Raw genomic sequence first — 18,354 nt, 5'->3', positions numbered from 1 at the left:
TTTCAATCGATTTAAACCACGCCGCTCCCATTTTCCAGTGCGACTTTGGGCATTTGCTCAGGCGAGCGACGAAATCCCACCATTGCGACCCGACCAGGCGAGCGGCGCATCGAGGAAGGCCTCGACCTCCGACAATGTCTTCTCGTCGAAGAGCTTCTGCTCGCGGGCGACGGCGAGAACGTTGCGCCAGGTTGCGATGTAGTTGAGCTTCACCTTACCGTCGTCGAAGCGCTGCTGAGCTTCGGGGAAGATGCCGTAGAAGAACAGCGCAATGCCGTGATCGACGACGCCGCCGGCGGCTCTGATCGCATCGATGAACTTGAACATGCTGCCGCCGGCCGTCGTCAGGTCCTCGATGACAAGAACACGCGATCCCTCTGGCATATGCCCTTCGATCTGGGCATTGCGGCCGTGCCCCTTCGGCGCCTTGCGCACATAGATCATCGGCAGACCAAGGCGATCGGCGAGAAGCGCCGCGAAGGGAATACCCGCCGTCTCGCCGCCAGCGATACAGTCGAACTGCTCGAAGCCGGCATTGCGCATCAGGGTGGCTGCGGCGAAATCCATGACGGCGGAGCGCACGCGCGGATAAGACAGGAGCTTGCGGCAGTCGATATAGACGGGGCTCTTCATGCCTGATGACAGCTTGTAGGGCTCGGCCGCATTGAAATGCACCGCCTTGATCTCCCAGAGCATCTTCGCCACGAGTTCGGCCATGACGGCGGGGTCGGTGAAGGGGGTCTGGATCATGGCGCTCTCCTGTCTGATACGGTCAAAAGCGCAATAGCAGCAAGCTGCCCTGCCCGCCAGATGCAGGCCCCATGGAACAATCGTCCTCAGCAGATCTTTAGTGGTCACCAACCCACAAAGGATCCTGAAGACATGGACAACGCCCTCCTCATCCAGCCGCTCGTCGCCCTGATCGCGGGTATTCTCATCCTGATCATGCCCCGCCTCCTCAACTATGTCGTGGCGATCTACCTGATCGTTGTGGGCGTGCTTGGCCTCTGGCCGCAGCTTGCGACGATGGCACCCTGATCCCTAGGACTGCCAGCCCTGATCGACCCGACCAAGAGCCTCGTGGGCCCACACGAGGCTCTTCATGTATCAGGCAACATCCCAATGGATCGGGAACATAGGGTCGAAAACCGTCACCGGCCCCGCACCGGTGAAGATCTTGCCCGGAAACTCCACTGGCGCGTCTCGCTTCACCAGCGTGATCGTCTCATCATTCGCAGCGAGGCCATACCAGGCGGGGCCGTTCAGCGAGGTGAAGGCCTCCAGCTTGTCGAGCGTGTTTTCCTGCTCGAAGACATGGGCAAGGCAGCTCATGGTGTTGATCGACGTGTAGATGCCGGCGCAGCCGCAGCCGCATTCCTTGAGCGGGTCGACATGCGGGGCGGAATCCGTGCCGAGGAAGAAGCGCGCATCGCCCGAGACCGCGGCCTTGCGCAGCGCCTGGCGGTGGTTCTCGCGCTTGGCGACCGGCAGGCAATAATAATGCGGGCGAATGCCGCCAACGAGGATGTCGTTGCGGTTGATGATCAGGTGATGGGTTGTAATAGAGCCGGCAAGGTTGCGATCGGCGCTGCGGATATACTGCACGCCATCCTCGGTCGTCACATGCTCCATGGTAATCTTGAGCTCCGGCAGGCGCTTGCGCAGCGGATCGAGCACCGTGTCGATGAAGACCTTCTCACGGTCGAAGATATCGACTTCCGGTGTCGTCACCTCGCCATGGACGCAGAGCGGCAGGCCGATCTTCGCCATGCGCTCCAGCACGGGCATAGCCTTTTCCATGTCGCGCACGCCACCATGAGAATTTGTCGTGGCGCCCGCGGGATAGAGTTTCACCGCCGTGATCAGGCCGGAACGCTTGCCCTCTTCCACGTCGTCAGGGTTGGTGTGCTCTGTGAGATAGAGCGTCATCAGCGGCTCGAAGCGGTCGCCTGCAGGCAGCGCCTTCAAGATACGCTCTCGATAGGCGCGCGCGTCTTCCGTCGTCACCACTGGCGGCACGAGGTTCGGCATTATGATTGCGCGGGCAAAGTGCCGGCTGGTGTCGCCGATCACGCCCTCCAGCATCGCGCCGTCGCGCAGATGCAGGTGCCAGTCGTCGGGGCGGCGGATGGTGAGGGATGACATGGGCGGGGCCTCCGGCTTGACGAGAACTCGCCGCCCTTAGCATGTCCGCCCAGCCGGATCAAAGGATCAGGCGACCCGTTCGTTCGCCGATGCCATCGTCTTTTCCGCTTCCTCGGCCTGCTCGCGGCGATCCTGCTCCATGATCGCCTGGATGCGCGGCAGTGCACGCTCGAAAGCGGCCACGCAATCCGGATCGAACTGGGTGCCGGCGCGGCCGAGTATATGCTCCACGGTGCGCTCGAAGCTCCAGGCCGGCTTGTAGGGGCGCTCGGTCGTCAGAGCATCAAAGTTGTCGGCGATGCAGACGATGCGACCGGAGATCGGGATCGCAGTGCCGACCAGACGGTTCGGATAGCCCTGCCCGTCCCAGCGCTCATGGTGACTGGCGGCAATCTCGGATGCGAGTTGCAGCAGCGAGGAATGGGAACGCCCGAGAATATCGCTGCCAATCTCGGCATGCGACTGCATCTGGCGATACTCCGCTTCTGTCAGGCGGCCCTGCTTGAGGAGCACGGTGTCGGGCATGGCGACCTTGCCGATGTCGTGCATGGGGGCCGCCAGGCGGATGTCGTGGCACAGCTGTGCGGAGAGGCCGAGCTCGATAGCGATTGCTTCGGAATAGGAGGCGACGCGCAGCGTGTGGCGTGCGGTTTCCGGATCCTTGTAGCCGGCGGCCAGTGTCAGACGATGAATGATCTCCTGCTCGCGCTCGCGCAGTTCGCCAACGGCCCGCTCCACCTCGCGGCGCAGCCATTCCGCCTGGTCGGCGAGTTGGCGGCGGGCGCGGGCAAGGCTCACGATATTCTGTACGCGCGCCTGGAACTCCACGGGGTTCACCGGCTTGGTCAGGAAGTCGATCGCACCGGCATTCAGCGCGGCCATGCGGGTCGTCATGTCCTTGTCGGCCGTGACGAAGATGACTGGCACTTCGGCATATTTCTCAAAGCGGACGATCTCGGTGTAGAGCTCGACGCCGTTATAGACCGGCATCTGGTAATCGATGATCGCAATGTCGAAATCGAGCTCCGGCAGGGCCGACAGCACGGCGTCGGGGCTGGCGAAGGGCAATGCCTCGCAATTGTCCAGCTTGCCGACGAGCTTCGTCAGGAGCTTCAGATTGGTGCTGTTGTCGTCCACCAACAAAATACGCATGAACGCCTCCTTGCTTCTCAGGCAACCAGTTTGAATTTGAGTGCGAGGATTTCCTCGCCGAACATTTCGATATCTGCAGGCGCCGGGGTCTGGCTTCTGAGCGCATTGGCCTTCACGGCGAGATCGTTCAGACCGACATTGGAGGCCGCACCCTTGATCGTGTGCAGAACACGATCGATCTTCTCGGGATCGTTCTTGCGCAGAGCCTCGTTCAATTCGTCCATGAGGCCGGTCGCATCGTCGAAGAAGGATTCGACCAGTTCTTGGAAGACGTCTTCGCCGAGCGCATCCACCAGCTCCGCATGGCGGGCTTCATCCAGCCCTTCGATGCCCAGACCCGGCATGGACTGGAGCTTCATCTCGCCGAGATCCAGCTCGGGCAGCTCAAGCTTCTGGGGCGCCGTGGTCGTGGCGGGCATCGAAAGGGGTTCGCGCGTCGAAGAGGTTGAATGAGCAATCACGTTCTTCAATCTTTCAAGAGTAACAGGCTTGGATTCGAAACCCTTCATGCCGGCTTCGAGGCAACGACGGCGGTCGTCGTCGGAGGCATTGGCGGTCATGGCGATGATCGGCGTTTCTGCGGACGGGCCGCCTTCGGCAATGATCCGTTTCGTCGCCTCGATCCCGTCCATGACCGGCATCTGCATGTCCATCAGGATCAGGTCGAAGGCCTGCTCGCGGGAGATCGAGACGGCTTCGGCACCGTCATTGGCGATCTCGACATCCTGGCCGAGACGGGCGAGGAAACGGGTGGCGACGATCTGGTTGACCTTGTTGTCCTCGACGAGAAGGATACGGCAGCGCGGCAGGGTCTCTTCCGCCACCACCTTGGCGGCAAGTCCGTTCGCCTCTTCCCGGGTCACCGGCACAACGGACAGCTCGAACCAAAAAATGGAGCCGACGCCGACGGTGCTGCTCATGCCGAGCTCGCCGCCGAGCTTCTCGACGATCTGCTTGCAGATAGTGAGACCGAGGCCGGTTCCGCCGTAGCGGCGGCTGATCGATGCATCGACCTGCGAGAAAGGCTTGAACAGCTTGTCCAGCCCGGCCTCATCGATGCCGATACCGGTGTCTTCCACCTCGAAACGGATCATCAGCTTGCCTTCGCGGTAGAAGTCGCGCAGGCGCAGCGTGACGGTGCCCTGATGGGTGAACTTCACGGCGTTGGACAAAAGGTTCAGCAGAACCTGACGCAGGCGCGTTGGATCAGTCTTGACGTAGAGCGCGTGGAGGGAATCCGGCAGATCGAGGATCACGGTATTGCCGTGGTCGTCGGCGCGGCCCCGGATGATGCTGACGGTACTCTCAGCGAGTGCGCAAACGTCGAAGGCGCGCTCTTCAAGCTCCAGCTTGCCGTGCTCGATCTTGGAGAAGTCGAGGATCTCATTGATGATCTCGAGCAGCGCCTCGCCCGAGGAGCGGATCGTCTTGACGCTGGACAGCGCATCGTCGGGAAGCTCTGAAAGTTCCAGGAGCTCGGACATGCCGAGGATCGCGTTGAGCGGCGTGCGGATCTCATGGCCCATGGTCGCCATGAACTGCGACTTGGCGCGGTTGCCGCCATCGGCGGCCTCATAGGCCTCGCTCAGCTGCGTTGCCATGACCTGAAGCTCGTGGCTCGATCGGCGGACCGAACGGAGCTGGCGATTAAGGGTCACGACCAGAAAGACCACCGACACCATGAGCAGGCTCAGCATCACCGTGGAGGTGCGCTCGAGGTCGAGGATCGTCGAGCGGCTCTCTGCACGCTCGTGGCTGACGCGGGTGTTGGTGTAAAGGAGGAAGTCCTCGGCCGTGCGGCTCATGGGGACGAGCGACGCCTCGAACTGCTCCAGCTGTTCGGCGGCCGGCGGCGTGCCTGCCGCATAGGCATCGAACATCGGCTGTGCTGCCTGGACGGTCTTTGTTATGCCGGCGATATAGCCGCGGATCTTCTCGTCGCCGGAAAAATAGGTGCCGAACTTCGCCTGATCGAGGATCGCTGTGCGCGAATAGAGAATGTCGTAGCGCAGGGCGAGCTCATCGAGCATTTGCGGGTTCTGTTCGCCACCGCGCACATTTGCCATGCTGTGGCTGAGTTGGCGCACTTCCCGATCCAACTGGTAGACCGACCAGAGCGAGTTTTCCCGCACGCCATCTTCCATGATGCGGTACTGGCGGGCGATATCGACGAAGAGAACCAGAAGAACGAGCAGGAGCACGGCAGACACGGTCTGCAGGACGAAGGCAACTGTGCCTCCGCCTGCAAATTTCCGCGCTGTTGCTCCGGTCATTGTCACTGGCCGACCTCGATTTCCTTGATCTGCCAGACGGAGCGCGAGAAGTACTTCTCGTTATAGAGGTCCGCGTCGAGATCGAAGGGATAGACCAGCATGAGCGGGCCCTTGTCGCGGATGGACATCGGCTTGCCGTCGAGCTTGGTGGCAAGAATGGTATCGAGCTTGGCATCTTCAGCCGGCACATCGGCGGCGTAATCGTTGAGCGCGCGGACCTTGAGGCTGGTGCCGGTCGCGCCGACCGCGGCGAGGATTTCGCGCAGCAGCGGGCCTTCGAAGGTTACCTTACCCTCGGTCCAGGGTGTTTCCATTTCGCCCTTGCGACCTTTGAGCGCTTCGAGCATCGCAAGATCGAACTGGGCGGTATCGCCGGCATTGGTGTTGGAAATGGTGCCCTTCACCGTGAGGACGACAGGTCCGGTCGGCGCATCCAGCGCAAGGGCGGCCGTTGCAGTCAAAGCGCTCGCAAGAAGCGCGACGAGAATGCTCTTCATGGTTCTGCTCCTCTTGTTAGGCCGAACGCCGTTCAGGATGGACGGCTGCTGCACCCAGATGGTCGGCCAGCAGCTTGCGGAAGGCGACTGCTTCGACCGGCTTGTGCAGGAAATCGGTGATACCTGCCGCCTTGGCCTCTTCGCGCAAGCGCGGCTCATCATCCGCTGTGACCATCACGACCGGCACGTCTCGGTAGCGATCCATGAGGCGAACGGCCTTGACGAACTGCAGTCCGGACATGCCCGGCAGCATGTGATCGACGATCAGCATTTCGAAGTTCTCGGCATGACACAGCATCAGGGCCGTGTTTCCATCCCCGGCGACCTTGATCTCTTCGACCGTCACCTTCTTCGCGAGATGCTTGATGATCATCGCGTTGGTCGGATTGTCTTCGACAATCAGAATGGCCATGTTCTACCCCCTTTGAAAGCACCCGATCGAGGCTTCCAGCAACCTCGTCAACACAGCGGGTGCCGCGTTAACCTTTCATGGAGGAGTTGTATCAGGGGGAGGCTGAAATTCGCTGAACCAAACCGATACAATTTTACGGATGGCACATTTAATTAGAACTTAATAACTTTCGAAGGTGCGACTACGCCTGAAAAGCGGCACTTTCAGAACAGGTCGAAGGTGAAATCCGCGGTCCGGCTGCGCTCCAAAACAAGCCTGCCATTGGGCAGATCGTTGCTTTCCACTTTCGCTTCGATCTGTGCCGGAGTGAGACCGTAATGGACCCAGCGCGCAATGAGCCGCCGCTCCAGTTCCTCGATCGGCGGCGCAACCATGACTGTCAGATCGAAGAGGTCGGCAAGACCTGCCCACCGCCCCTGATCGAGCAGAAGATAGTTGCCTTCCGCGATCACGATGCGATCCTCCGGCGCAATACAACGGGCAGCCGCAATCGCCAGTTCTCTCGACCGATCGAAGACGGGCACAAAGACCTCTCCACCGGCCTTCACGGCCCGCAGCAGGTCGGAAAGACCGCGCACGTCGAAGGTGTGCGGCGCGCCCTTGCGGGCGAGATCGCCGCGTTGCTCGAGGATCGCGTTGTCGAGATGGAAGCCATCCATGGGCAGGACCGCGCTGCGCAGTCCTCTCTGCGTGAGGATCTCATGTAGCCGATCCGCAAGTGTCGACTTACCGGCTCCCGGAGGGCCGGCCACGCCGACAAGCAGACGGGCGCACCCATGCGCCCGCCTTTCGATCTCCGACAAGAGTTCGTCGAGCACCTGGCTCATGCCGCCCGCTCGGCCTCAGGCGCCGGCCGCGCACCCGTCATGAAGGCAACAGCATCGGACATGGTGTAGTCCTTGGGGTTGATGACGCAGAGACGCTTACCGAGCCGGTGGACGTGAATGCGATCCGCCACTTCGAAGACATGCGGCATGTTGTGGCTGATCAAGACGATCGGCAGACCGCGCGAGCGCACGTCGAGGATCAGCTCCAGAACCTTGCGGCTCTCCTTGACCCCGAGTGCTGCCGTGGGCTCATCAAGAATGATCACCTTGGAGCCGAATGCTGCCGCACGAGCGACCGCCACACCCTGACGCTGGCCGCCCGAGAGCGTTTCCACCGCCTGGTTGATGTTCTGGATCGTCATCAGGCCAAGCTCTGAAAGCTTGTCACGGGCGATCTTTTCCATCGCCGGACGATCCAACTTGCGGAACACACTGCCCATGATGCCCGGTTTGCGCAATTCGCGGCCGAGGAACATGTTGTCGGCAATCGAGAGCGCCGGCGACAAAGCGAGGTTCTGGTACACGGTTTCGATGCCGGCGTTACGAGCATCGATCGGCGAGCGGAAATTGATCAGCTTGCCTTCGAGTTTGATCTCGCCCTCATCAGGCGAAACGGCACCGGAGATCGCCTTGATGAGCGAGGACTTGCCGGCCCCGTTGTCGCCAATGACCGCGAGGATTTCGCCCGGATAGAGATCGAAATCTGCCTGATCGAGGGCGGTGACGCGGCCGTAACGCTTGACCAAGCCGCGGGCTGTGAGAATGGGGTCCTTGGTCATCAGCCTGCTACCTTTCTGATCCATTGGTCGATTGCCACGGCGGCGATGATGAGAACGCCGATCAACAGGTAGGTCCATTGCGGATCCGTACCAATCAGGCGCAGGCCGAGCTGGAAGACACCGACGATCAGCGCGCCGAAGATCATGCCGAGGATCGAGCCACGTCCGCCGAAGAGCGAGATGCCGCCGATCACCACGGCCGTGATGGATTCGATATTGGCGAACTGGCCGGCGGTCGGAGAGACCGAACCGATACGGCCGATCAGGGCCCAGCCGGCGAGTGCACAGATAAGGCCGGACAGGGTGTAGACGGAGATCAGCATGCGCTTGACGTTGACGCCTGCCAGTTCTGCTGCATCCGGATCGTCGCCGACCGCATAGACGTGGCGACCCCAGGCGGTGTGGTTGAGCACATACCAAAGGAGCGCAACGAGGAGCACCATGGCGATAACGCCATAGGTCAGCACCGCGCCGCCCATGCGGATATTCTCGCCGAAGAATTTGAGGATCGGCGCGTTGGCGTCGATGTCCTGGCTGCGGATCGTCTCATTGGCCGAATAGAGGAAGTTGGTGGCCAGAACGATCTGCCACATGCCGAGCGTGACGATGAAGGGCGGCAACTTCATGCGCGCTACGAGCACGCCATTGATGAAGCCGCAGAAGGCGCCGACGCCGAGACCGCAGATCACGGCAAGCTCAGGCGGGAGGCCGTAGCGGAAGGCAAACTGGCCCATCACGACCGAGGAGAGCACCATGATGGCGCCGACAGAGAGGTCGATGCCCTTCGTCAGGATGACCAGCGTCTGCGCTGCTCCGACGATGCCGACGATGGCGACCTGCTGGAGAATGAGGGTCAGCGTGAAGGCGGAGAAAAACTTCCCGCCGAGAATGAGGCCGAAGACCGCAATCGACAGCACCAGCACGATCAGCGCGACGGCTGCCGGGCTCGAATGCAGGAAATGCTGGAAGCGCTCAAGAGCACTCTTTTCATGACGGTCGAACGAGGCGACTTCGGTCGAACTCGACGACAGGACCTTCTCAAATTCTTGCGTGGTCCGCGTCTCGGGATTGGCCGGCTGCATGTGGGTCATCCTCCCTGCCGTTGTCTCTAATTTTTACATGAAGGATACGCCCGGCCTGCCGCCGCGCAAGGCCGGGCGTTGCGCCTACCGGCGAGAGTTTGCTCTCGCCGGCGTTTCAGTTCAGGCGCAGGAGGCTGAAATCAACCCCAGCACTTGTCCGTGCCAGCCTTGGTGTCGATGGACTCGACGCCAGCTGCCGGCTTGTCGGTGACGAGGGCGACGCCCGTGTCAAAGAAGTTCTTGCCTTCGGTGGCAGCCGGCTTCTCGCCGGTGTCAGCGAACTTCTTGATCGCTTCGATGCCGAGCGATGCCATCAGCAGCGGATACTGCTGCGAGGTCGCACCGATGACGCCTTCAGCGACGTTCTTGACGCCCGGGCAACCGCCGTCGACGGACACGATCAGCACGTCACCTTCCTTGCCAACGGCCTTCAGCGCTTCATAAGCGCCGGCAGCAGCGGGTTCGTTGATGGTGTGAACGACGTTGATGGACGGATCCTTCTGGAGAAGGTTTTCCATGGCGGTACGGCCGCCTTCTTCATTGCCGTTGGTGATGTCGTGGCCGACGATGCGCGGATCGGTTTCGTCGCCGATCTTGTTGATGTCGGCGGTGTCGATGCCGAAGCCCTTCATGAAGCCCTGGTTACGCAGAACGTCGACCGACGGCTGCGAGGGGGTCAGATTGAGGAAGGCGATCTTTGCGTCCTTGGCAGCGTCGCCAAGGGTGGCAGCTGCCCACTTGCCGATCAGCTCGCCGGCCAGAAGGTTGTCGGTGGCGAAGGTCATGTCGGCGGAATCGATCGGCTCCAGCGGCGTGTCGAGGGCGATGACGAGGAGACCTGCGTCACGAGCCTTCTGGACAGCCGGAACGATGCCCTTGGTGTCGGATGCGGTGAGCAGGATGCCCTTCGCGCCGTCAGCAATGCAGGTTTCGATAGCGGCAACCTGGCTTTCCGAGTCGCCGTCAACCTTGCCGGCATAGGCCTTCAAGGTCACGCCGAGTTCGGCGGCCTTGGCGGTCGCGCCTTCCTTCATCTTGACGAAGAAGGGGTTGGTGTCGGTCTTGGTGATGAGGCAGGCGGAAACGTCGGCTGCCTGTACCGGCGCGGCGAAGACAACGCCGAGGGCCAGTGTCGACAGAGCAGCAGTGATCAGAGACTTTTTCATTTGGTATTCCTCCCGAATGGTGTCGGCCAGCTCCTCCGGCCGCAACGTGTCGGCACGGACCGCCCCTTGACGATCCGATCGGGTGCCATCAGGCATCCACTCCTCCACGAGACCATTTAGAACATCAGAACATTTGGGCTGTCAATAAATAAATCCAGTTGAATTATTAAATCGGTGTGACATTCTGCGGGGGCTTTCGTAAAAGGAAGCGGTCGGGAGGAGCGGCCTCAAGTGTCACAGGATGATCATGCACGACTGGCGGATCCGGCGCCCAGGGTGAGCGCCGGCGGCGGCTCGAACCAGGTGCGCGTGCGCGCCTATAACGAGCGGCTCGTGCTTTCGCTTGTCCGCCAGAATCCGGGCTGCTCGAAGGCTGACATAGCCCGGCTGACAGGCCTTTCAGCCCAAACCGTGTCCGTCATCATGCGGTCGCTCGAAAGCGACGAGCTGCTGGTGCGCGGCGAGCCCATCCGGGGTCGCGTCGGCCAGCCTTCGGTGCCGATGTACATCAATCCCGAGGCTGTCTTTTCCTTCGGCGTGAAGATCGGACGACGCAGTGCCGATCTCGTGCTGATGGATTTCGCTGGCAATATCCACAAGCAGCGCCACCTCACCTATCGCTATCCGCATCCTGACCACCTGCTCCCCTTCATCTGTGATGGGATTGCAGAGATCGAAGCCCAGATGGATGCGACCATGCGGACGCGAATTGCGGGCATCGGCATCGCCGCCCCCTTTGAACTCTGGAACTGGGCCGAGGAAGTCGGCGCTCCCGAAGGAGCCATGGACATCTGGCGCGAGGTCGACCTGCAGGTCGAGGTCCAGGCGCGGATGGCGCATCCCGTCTACCTGCGCAACGACGCGACCAGCGCCTGCGGCGCAGAACTCGTCTTTGGCGCGGGGCAGCGCTATCCCGATTTCGTCTATTTCTACATCGGCTCGTTCATCGGCGGTGGCATTGTCGTCAACTCCGCCCTCTTCGTCGGCCGCACCGGAACTGCCGGCGCGATCGGCCCGCTCCCCGTGCGCGACAAACACGGCCAGACCCGGCAGTTGCTCGATATCGCCTCGATCTTCGTGCTCGAAAATCTGCTGCGCGAGCGCGGCATCGATCCGCAGCCGCTCTGGTATGCCGCAGAGGAGTGGATCGACTTCGGCGAGCCGCTGGAAATCTGGCTGCAGGACACGGCAGCCGCCCTCGCCCAGGCCGTCATCGCCGCCGCCTCGATCATCGACTTTGCCGCTGCCATCATCGACGGCGGCTTCCCGGCCTGGGTCCGCCATCGTCTGGTGAAGGCCACCATCGAGGCCATGAACCGCCTCGACCTTCAGGGCGTGGTCATTCCGGACATCGTCGAAGGCGAAGTCGGCGACCAGGCCCGCGCGATCGGCGGTGCCAGCCTGCCGATCTTCGACCGCTACCTCATCGATCAAACCGTACTGTTCAAGGATACCACCCATGCTGAAGGGAATTGATCCCCTCCTGAGCCCCGAGCTTCTCGCCACCCTGCGCGCCATGGGCCATGGCGACGAGATCGCCATCGTCGACGGCAACTACCCGGCGCTAGAACATGCGCGACGTCTGGTGCGCCTCGACGGCCATCACCTCGTGCCCGTGCTGAACGCGATCCTGAGCGTGATGCCGATCGATGACTTCGTGCCGGAAGCAATCTTCCGCTCCGTGGTCGGCGGCAAGCCGGACCAGGTCGATCCCGTGCACCAGGAAATCATCGACTGCTGCGCAAAGCATGAGCCGAAAGTAGCGGTAACGAAGCTGATCGGTGCGGATTTCTACAACAGGGTGAAGGCCGCCCATACGGTCGTGCAGACCGGCGAGCCGCGGCTCTATGCCAATGTCGTCCTGCGCAAGGGTGTGATCTACCCGTAAGCCTCAGCCCTCGAGGGCGCGCGAGATCCGTCGGGACAGTTCCACGGGGTTCTTCAGAACGATGGCACGGCTGGTGCGCTCCACTAGCTGCTCGCGCGCCAGCCTCGACATTTCGCGCGACACGGTCTCGCGGCTCGCGCCGATATGCTCGGCCAGCTCCGCATGCACGAGCGGTGGCGAGATAATGCGTTCGCGGCCACCGTCGTTTCGCACGCGCGACAGCCTGAGCAGCGTGTTGTAGAGGCGGTGCTTGGTGTCGAGGAAGGACAGCTCCGACAGACGGTCGTTCATGGCGCGGATGCGCTTGGACAGGAGCTGCAACAAGGTCAGCGCGACGTCTGATCTCTGCCGCAGGATGTCGTGAAAGACGATGCAGGGAATGACGGTCACTGTCGCGTCGCTGACGGCCATGAGGCTCGCCGAGCGCGCCATGTCGTCGATCGCCGCCTGCTCGCCCAGAATATCACCGCGCTTGAAGCTGCCGAGGATCGCTTCCTTGCCGACAGAAAATCTGAGGACCGCGCGGATCTCCCCTGTCTGGACCACGAAGACATCCTTGGACATGTCTTCGAAATCGACCAGGCTCTCCCCCGCACTCAAGGTGCGCGAATGGCAGCGAGCAAGCCATTCACGGTCTTCTTCCGGCGAGAGGCCAGCAAAAATCGCACAACCGCGCAGTGTCGGCGGCGTAGTTGCCGGAAGCGGCAGGGCGGAACCTGTCGTAGCGTTTGCTTTCATTTACAGATTACTTGTCGTGTTCATGACGGTGAGGCTTACTTATTCGCTGGCCTTGATCGATAGCAAGATGCCGAAAACCAAGACCCTTACAATTCGGCTACCGGATATCGTAGAATTTCATTCAATTTGGAACAATGCAGAAACGCAGCTGAGAAAGTCAACCGATCGCCCCTGAAGAGGGTCCCCAGACATCCGTCAGCGCGAAGCCGCGCTCGAAGGGATCGAAGGGATCCAGCGCCACCTGGTGCAGACCGAAGGTGAAGCCGCGACCACTGATGGTCGGGATGACCGCCGGGCGTCCGGCAACTTCGGCAAGGGCGGAGAAGCCGACTTCGAACTCGGAGCCGATGATCGACCGCGACAGCATCGTGTCGCCGACCTTCACCTTGCCACGCGCATGAAGCGTCGCCAGGTTTGCCGAGTTGCCGGTACCACAGGGCGAACGGTCGACACGGCCCGGCCACATGGTCGTGCAGGTGCGGATTGCGCCATCAGGATCAACATCGCGGAACATCACATAGGCCACGCCCGAGATCGCCGGGATTTCGGGATGGACCACCGGGATCTTCCGATTGATCTCTTCTTTCAGGATCATGCCGGCTTCGACCAGCGCCCGGGCATTGCCCTTCTCGATGGTGAGACCTACCTGGCCGACATCGACCAGCGCATAGAAGATGCCGCCGTAACTCAGGTCGAAGGTGATACGGCCCCATTGCTCGGTGTCGAGCGTCACATCCAGTTCGTGGACGAAGGACGGGACCATGGTGAGCTTCACCCGCTCGCAGCGCCCATCGCTGCAGGTTGCCGTTGCCTTGACGAGACCGGCTGCCGTTTCCAGCATCACGATCGTCTCGGGCTCCTGCATCTCGACCATGCCGCTTTCCAGAAGCGCCGTCGTCACGCAGATCGAATTGGAGCCGGAGCTCGCATGGGCCTGATCCGGCTGCAGGATGACGAAGGCTGCATCGGCTGCGGGGTTCTTCGGCGGCAGCAGCAGGTTGACGGACCCGATGGGCGCGCCGCGCGGCTCGAGCACCAGCATGCGTCTCAGCGCCTCGCCCTTGGGATCCGTGTTCAGCCAGAGCAACTGCTCCGCCACGGTTTCCCCGGGGATCTTCGGCACGCCGCCGATAGCGACCTTTCCGATTTCACCTTCGGCATGTACGTCGAGCAGCTGAAGCGTGCGCTTCCATCTCATGTCATAATTCCCAAAGTCGGTCGATACGCCCACACAGATGCGGGCCCTAGCCCTTCAAGAGCACAGCTGACTGCCTGACCTCAAGGGGAGACGTCACAGGTCACGACCTGCAACGTTGCCGGAAACTGTTAATTCAGCTTGACCGCATATCCAAGTGCTTTGTTGAATGAAATGCGGAAACGGCAACGCTGCCGTAGGCGTCATTGAAGCCGGTGACGAGACCTCGTCAGGCCGCGGCAAAATCGTCGTGATGGAGCGTCAGACCCGCTTTCACATGGGCAAAGACGACAGCCGAGCTCGCACCATTGCCGTCGGCATCATAGGCAATCGCGCCAGTGGCCGTGTCATGGAGAATACGCTGATATGCCGTCGTGGCGACGGTTCCCGTCCCGAAGTTTTCCTCGAGCAAGGTTCCGAGATAGCCGATATCGGAAAAAACATTCGCGTCGATCAGGATCTGGTCCAGGGTCCCGTCGAAATCCATGATTCGGTCCGCATTGCCCGTTCCAATCTCACCGAAGACGAACATGTCGGCTCCGGCTCCGCCCGTGAGTGTGTCGGTGCCGAGACCGCCGTAGAGCCAGTCATCTCCGACGCCTCCGTCCAGACGATCATTTCCGGACCCGCCGAAGAGGTTGTCATTGCCGGTCCCGCCGATGAGGACATCATTCCCACCGTTCCCGTATACCGTATCATTACCGCCGGCACCGTTGAGGGTGTTGGCTCCGCTGCCACCCGTCATGACGTTATCGAGTTCATTGCCGGTTCCAGAGAAGGAGCGAGACCCGAGATAGGTGAGGTTCTCAACATGAGCGCCGAGGCGGTAGCTCGTCAGAGTCGTCTGTACCGTATCCGTGCCACCACTTGCGATTTCCGCGACGACGTCGCGCACATTGTCCACCACGTAAGTGTCGTTACCGGCACCACCGGTCATGCGGTCGATGCCGGATCCGCCATTGAGGTAGTCGTGACCGTCGCCGGTCGACAGAACATCGTTCCCACTCCCGCCATAAACGGTATCGTTGCCCCCACCGCCGGAGATGCTGTCGTTGCCGGTGCCACCGGACAAGACATCGTCTCCGGTTCCGCCCCAGATCTTGTTGGACAGGTCATTTCCCGTGCCAATGAAATTGCCATCGCCTATGTAGACGAGGTTCTCGACCCAGGATGTCAGCGTGTAAGCCTGGAGGCTCGTCCGCACGGTATCGGTGTTGCCGTTGCGCGCTTCCGCCACGACATCCCCGATGGAATCGACGATATAGGTATCGTCTCCGACGCCTCCGACCATGCGGTCGGCGCCCGCTCCGCCATCGAGCATATCGTGGCCGGCACCTCCGATCAGCGTGTCGTTACCGCCCGCACCGCGCAACGTGTCATTGCCATTGCCGCCATCAAGATGCTCCATGGCATCTGTACCCGCGAGCGTATCGGCAGATTGCCCGCCCCGCTTCACGATTGGCGTCAACTGAACATCGTCGTTGACGATCGAGACTGTCGCAGATGCCGTGGTAAGGCTCAGGCCGAGCGACGGGGATGAGAGCGTGAGGACAAAGTTCTCCTTCAGCTCGAAGGCCGTGTCGGCGGCGAGGTAGATGGTGATGGTTTTCGATATCTCACCGGCGGCGAACGCCACGGTGCCCGACTGTGCGCCGGCAAAATCCTGCGCATTCGCGGCGCTGGAGCCCGTTCCTGCCACACTCCAGGTCAGCGTTTCTTCCGAAAGTGCTGCCTTGCTCAGCGATACGGTGAAGGTAACGGCCGTCGGCTCACCCGATCCTTCGGTCACTTCGATCGTATCAGCGCTCACCGAAACGAGCGCCGGCAGCAGGTTGGGATCAAGAAACGACTCAAAACTCCGCTCGACATTGAGCGAGTCGATGAAGCGCTCCACCGCCGTCACGGTATCGGTACCGATCACGAGTCCCATAAAGGTAAAGGTTGCCGTCGCCACGCTGTAGGTCCAGCTGATGTTCGACCAGCTGTCGTTGAAAATCACGACATCGCTTCCGGCACCGCCGTCAATGGTGTCGTTGCCGGCGCCACCGGCGATCGTGTCATTGCCATCCAGTGCCCGGATGGTGTCATTGCCGCCATTGGTGGTGATGACGTTATCGCGGGAATTGCCCTGTACGGTGTCGTTGCCGTTCCCGGTAACCGCATTCTCGATCCATGCGCCGCGTGCGATTGAAATGTTCATCGTCATGCTGTTGGCCGACGAGAAAGAGCCAGGCGCCAGGTCGAGGCTGCTGGCGGTATTCCAGCCGGACAGGTTCAACGTATCGGTGCCGCCAGCATCCCAGATGCAGATGATCGGATTGAGGTTCTGGGTGAAGTCGAAGATCGCCGCTGTCGTTCCCGTGACATTCGATTGGAAGCCGTAGACCGTATCTCCCGTGCGTGTGGTCGTATCGACACCATACATGGCCTGCATGGCCATGATGTCGTTCATCATCGGTGTCTGCGGCGAATAAAGCTTCGCGTCTGCGCCGACCCAATCTGCCCATGCGACCAGACCTTGGCCGTTTGCCGAGCCCGAACCCCAGGACGGGCCGAAATAGGACATGACCGAATAAACCGTCGAGTCCTGATAGGACGAGGGCGTATCGGCGCTGCCGTTGTAGTCGCCCATGTGCTCGAGGCCGAGCGCGTGACCGATTTCATGGACGAAGGTCAGGAAGCCATGGGCACCGATCTTCGGCGTCATTAGGTCGTTGGTACCCTGGCTGGAATTGTAGGCGCTGTTGATCCAGACGCTGCCAACGGTCGGGAAATAGGCATGGGCGTAGGAGACGCCCGATGTCGAATTGCCGAACTCGATATTCGAGGCGGTGCTCGTCGTGCCGGCAGCAACTTTCTGAATGGAGGTCGCGATCACATCGTCCCAAAGCGTCAGCGCAAGTTCGGCGCGCGCCTGCTGGGTCGCATTGAAGGCCGAAAAGCCCGTTCCCTCGCCATTGTAACGCGCCATGCCGGTGACGACCGTCGGAAATGAATAGGTAATAACCGATCCGGACCATTTGGAACCCGAATTGAGCTGGTTGATCAGCTGCTGATCGGTCCAAGAAGACAATGCCATACGATGCTCCACCATGCTTTCACCGCACCAGCGGTGATTTCGCATCCGGAAGCTATCATTCGTGTTTTAGAGTCTGGTTACGGAAGGCGGTAAACACCACCCAACCGTTGTGCCAACAATTTTAGCGAATTGGCGGCAGCCCCATTTTCAGGCGACGGTGAAATCGTTGTGGTCAAGCGCGGTTCCACTGGTCAACCGGGCAAAGACGACCGGATCAATCGCACCGCTGCCATCGGCGTCGTAGAAGATGTTGCCGGAATTTTGATCATAGAGGATGCGCTGCTCCGCCGCCGTCGCCTCACTTCCCTGCCCAAACGCGGATTCCAGCAGCACGCCCAAATCTCCGGCATCGGTGAAGACATCAATGTCGAGCAGAATCGTGTCAGCGGCACTGTTGAAATCACCAATCGTATCCGCATTCTCGTCGCCAAAGGCATCAAAGAAGAATATGTCCGCACCCGTGCCGCCGATGAGGATGTCGTTGCCCTCGCCGCCTGAGAGCCAGTCATTGCCGTCGAGGCCGGAAAGCAGGTCCTCGCCCTCGCCACCCGTCAGGACGTTGGCCAGCGTGTTGCCGGTTCCCGTGAAGTTACCTGAGCCGTCATAGGTCAGGTTCTCGACATGCGCACCCAGCGTATAGGCCGACAGCGTCGTGAACACCGTGTCCGTGCCCGCAGACACCAGTTCCGTCACCAAGTCGCCCATATTGTCGACATAGTAGCTGTCGTTGCCGACGCCGCCCGCCATCGTGTCGGCACCGCCCTCGCCGTCGAGCAGGTCGTTGCCGATCCCGCCCACAAGGCTGTCATTGCCGAGACCGCCGTAAAGACGGTCGTTGCCTGCTCCACCGTCCAACGTGTCTGCGCCGGTACCGCCCGTCATCATATTGGCATCGGCACTGCCGACACCCTTGAAGGCAGCGCTACCGATGTATTCCAGATTGTCTACATAGGCCGACAGCGTGTAGCTCGATGCCGTCACCCGCACCAAGTCGATGCCGCCGTTCAATGCCTCCGTGATTACGTCCTTCGCCGAATCGACAAAATAGGTATCGTCGCCAGCACCACCGCTCATCTGGTCGTTGCCCGTGCCACCGTCGAGGATGTCGTTCTGCGCCCCGC

At 61.1% G+C, this 18,354-nt stretch carries 17 protein-coding genes; 3 read left to right on the top strand and 14 right to left on the bottom strand.

Annotated features, from left to right (window positions below; translation table 11 throughout):
- Positions 1-57 precede the first annotated feature (57 nt).
- Positions 58-750 carry an orotate phosphoribosyltransferase gene (locus C0V73_RS05210; RefSeq protein ID WP_102018969.1) on the bottom strand — a complete coding sequence of 231 codons (693 nt, stop codon included), beginning with the start codon at positions 748-750 and terminating at the stop codon, positions 58-60.
- A gap of 132 nt (positions 751-882) precedes the next feature.
- On the opposite strand from C0V73_RS05210, the gene C0V73_RS05205 reads away from it, so the two are divergent.
- Positions 883-1,038, top strand: coding sequence for a DUF3096 domain-containing protein (locus C0V73_RS05205; protein ID WP_102018968.1), 156 nt, complete (start codon positions 883-885; stop codon positions 1,036-1,038).
- Between the two features lie 69 nt (positions 1,039-1,107).
- Here C0V73_RS05205 and pyrC read toward each other — a convergent pair whose 3' ends face one another.
- The 9 genes from pyrC to C0V73_RS05160 form a co-directional block, all read right to left on the bottom strand.
- Positions 1,108-2,145, bottom strand: a complete 1,038-nt coding sequence (gene pyrC / locus C0V73_RS05200) for a dihydroorotase (protein ID WP_102018967.1) — start codon at positions 2,143-2,145, stop codon at positions 1,108-1,110.
- A 66-nt stretch (positions 2,146-2,211) separates the two neighbouring features.
- On the bottom strand, positions 2,212-3,297 hold the full coding sequence (locus C0V73_RS05195) for an HD domain-containing phosphohydrolase (RefSeq protein WP_102018966.1): 1,086 nt from the start codon (positions 3,295-3,297) through the stop codon (positions 2,212-2,214).
- A 17-nt stretch (positions 3,298-3,314) separates the two neighbouring features.
- Complete coding sequence (locus C0V73_RS05190; RefSeq protein ID WP_102018965.1) at positions 3,315-5,570, bottom strand: ATP-binding protein; 2,256 nt, start codon at positions 5,568-5,570, stop codon at positions 3,315-3,317.
- 2 nt (positions 5,571-5,572) lie between these two features.
- Complete coding sequence (locus C0V73_RS05185) at positions 5,573-6,067, bottom strand: molybdopterin-dependent oxidoreductase (protein ID WP_102018964.1); 495 nt, start codon at positions 6,065-6,067, stop codon at positions 5,573-5,575.
- A gap of 16 nt (positions 6,068-6,083) precedes the next feature.
- Positions 6,084-6,479 carry a response regulator gene (locus C0V73_RS05180; protein ID WP_102018963.1) on the bottom strand — a complete coding sequence of 132 codons (396 nt, stop codon included), beginning with the start codon at positions 6,477-6,479 and terminating at the stop codon, positions 6,084-6,086.
- Positions 6,480-6,682: 203 nt separating this feature from the next.
- Positions 6,683-7,306, bottom strand: a complete 624-nt coding sequence (locus tag C0V73_RS05175; RefSeq protein ID WP_102018962.1) for a nucleoside triphosphate hydrolase — start codon at positions 7,304-7,306, stop codon at positions 6,683-6,685.
- Positions 7,303-8,085 carry an ATP-binding cassette domain-containing protein gene (locus C0V73_RS05170; protein ID WP_102018961.1) on the bottom strand — a complete coding sequence of 261 codons (783 nt, stop codon included), beginning with the start codon at positions 8,083-8,085 and terminating at the stop codon, positions 7,303-7,305. The genes C0V73_RS05175 and C0V73_RS05170 overlap by 4 nt, the downstream gene beginning before the upstream one ends.
- The gene (locus tag C0V73_RS05165) at positions 8,085-9,167 is read right to left on the bottom strand and encodes an ABC transporter permease (protein WP_102018960.1); all 1,083 of its coding nucleotides are present in this window, start codon (positions 9,165-9,167) and stop codon (positions 8,085-8,087) included. The genes C0V73_RS05170 and C0V73_RS05165 overlap by 1 nt, the downstream gene beginning before the upstream one ends.
- A gap of 140 nt (positions 9,168-9,307) precedes the next feature.
- Positions 9,308-10,333: a sugar ABC transporter substrate-binding protein gene (locus C0V73_RS05160; protein WP_102019589.1), complete on the bottom strand. Its 1,026-nt coding sequence runs from the start codon at positions 10,331-10,333 to the stop codon at positions 9,308-9,310.
- Between the two features lie 231 nt (positions 10,334-10,564).
- On the opposite strand from C0V73_RS05160, the gene C0V73_RS05155 reads away from it, so the two are divergent.
- Both C0V73_RS05155 and C0V73_RS05150 read left to right on the top strand, forming a co-directional pair.
- Entirely contained in the window at positions 10,565-11,809 is a 1,245-nt protein-coding gene (locus C0V73_RS05155; RefSeq protein WP_102018959.1) for an ROK family transcriptional regulator, read from the top strand.
- Positions 11,793-12,221: an RbsD/FucU family protein gene (locus C0V73_RS05150; protein WP_102018958.1), complete on the top strand. Its 429-nt coding sequence runs from the start codon at positions 11,793-11,795 to the stop codon at positions 12,219-12,221. The genes C0V73_RS05155 and C0V73_RS05150 overlap by 17 nt, the downstream gene beginning before the upstream one ends.
- Positions 12,222-12,224: 3 nt before the next feature.
- On the opposite strand, the gene C0V73_RS05145 is transcribed toward C0V73_RS05150, so the two are convergent.
- The 4 genes from C0V73_RS05145 to C0V73_RS05130 all read right to left on the bottom strand — a co-directional run.
- Positions 12,225-12,959, bottom strand: a complete 735-nt coding sequence (locus C0V73_RS05145; protein WP_102018957.1) for a Crp/Fnr family transcriptional regulator — start codon at positions 12,957-12,959, stop codon at positions 12,225-12,227.
- A 157-nt stretch (positions 12,960-13,116) separates the two neighbouring features.
- Complete coding sequence (locus C0V73_RS05140; RefSeq protein ID WP_102018956.1) at positions 13,117-14,157, bottom strand: 4-hydroxyproline epimerase; 1,041 nt, start codon at positions 14,155-14,157, stop codon at positions 13,117-13,119.
- Positions 14,158-14,383: 226 nt separating this feature from the next.
- Positions 14,384-17,233, bottom strand: coding sequence for a M10 family metallopeptidase C-terminal domain-containing protein (locus tag C0V73_RS05135; RefSeq protein ID WP_172450068.1), 2,850 nt, complete (start codon positions 17,231-17,233; stop codon positions 14,384-14,386).
- 147 nt (positions 17,234-17,380) lie between these two features.
- Positions 17,381-18,354: calcium-binding protein (locus C0V73_RS05130; RefSeq protein WP_143708308.1), on the bottom strand; the 974-nt coding region annotated here is incomplete at its 5' end.

This window comes from Rhizobium sp. TH135 (genome assembly GCF_002855515.1).
Taxonomy (GTDB): domain Bacteria; phylum Pseudomonadota; class Alphaproteobacteria; order Rhizobiales; family Rhizobiaceae; genus Allorhizobium.
The sequence above is the reverse complement of the archived record's forward strand: the minus strand, read 5'-3'. Positions and strand labels throughout refer to the sequence as shown.

Coding starts and splice junctions, on each gene's coding strand:
- C0V73_RS05180 (WP_102018963.1), bottom strand. CDS start 6,479: ATGGCCATTCTGATTGTCGAAGACAATCCGACCAACGCGATGATCATC.
- C0V73_RS05150 (WP_102018958.1), top strand. CDS start 11,793: ATGCTGAAGGGAATTGATCCCCTCCTGAGCCCCGAGCTTCTCGCCACC.
- C0V73_RS05210 (WP_102018969.1), bottom strand. CDS start 750: ATGATCCAGACCCCCTTCACCGACCCCGCCGTCATGGCCGAACTCGTG.
- C0V73_RS05185 (WP_102018964.1), bottom strand. CDS start 6,067: ATGAAGAGCATTCTCGTCGCGCTTCTTGCGAGCGCTTTGACTGCAACG.
- C0V73_RS05140 (WP_102018956.1), bottom strand. CDS start 14,157: ATGAGATGGAAGCGCACGCTTCAGCTGCTCGACGTACATGCCGAAGGT.
- C0V73_RS05145 (WP_102018957.1), bottom strand. CDS start 12,959: ATGAAAGCAAACGCTACGACAGGTTCCGCCCTGCCGCTTCCGGCAACT.
- C0V73_RS05170 (WP_102018961.1), bottom strand. CDS start 8,085: ATGACCAAGGACCCCATTCTCACAGCCCGCGGCTTGGTCAAGCGTTAC.
- C0V73_RS05135 (WP_172450068.1), bottom strand. CDS start 17,233: ATGGCATTGTCTTCTTGGACCGATCAGCAGCTGATCAACCAGCTCAAT.
- C0V73_RS05160 (WP_102019589.1), bottom strand. CDS start 10,333: ATGAAAAAGTCTCTGATCACTGCTGCTCTGTCGACACTGGCCCTCGGC.
- C0V73_RS05190 (WP_102018965.1), bottom strand. CDS start 5,570: ATGACCGGAGCAACAGCGCGGAAATTTGCAGGCGGAGGCACAGTTGCC.
- C0V73_RS05165 (WP_102018960.1), bottom strand. CDS start 9,167: ATGCAGCCGGCCAATCCCGAGACGCGGACCACGCAAGAATTTGAGAAG.
- C0V73_RS05205 (WP_102018968.1), top strand. CDS start 883: ATGGACAACGCCCTCCTCATCCAGCCGCTCGTCGCCCTGATCGCGGGT.
- pyrC (WP_102018967.1), bottom strand. CDS start 2,145: ATGTCATCCCTCACCATCCGCCGCCCCGACGACTGGCACCTGCATCTG.
- C0V73_RS05175 (WP_102018962.1), bottom strand. CDS start 7,306: ATGAGCCAGGTGCTCGACGAACTCTTGTCGGAGATCGAAAGGCGGGCG.
- C0V73_RS05195 (WP_102018966.1), bottom strand. CDS start 3,297: ATGCGTATTTTGTTGGTGGACGACAACAGCACCAATCTGAAGCTCCTG.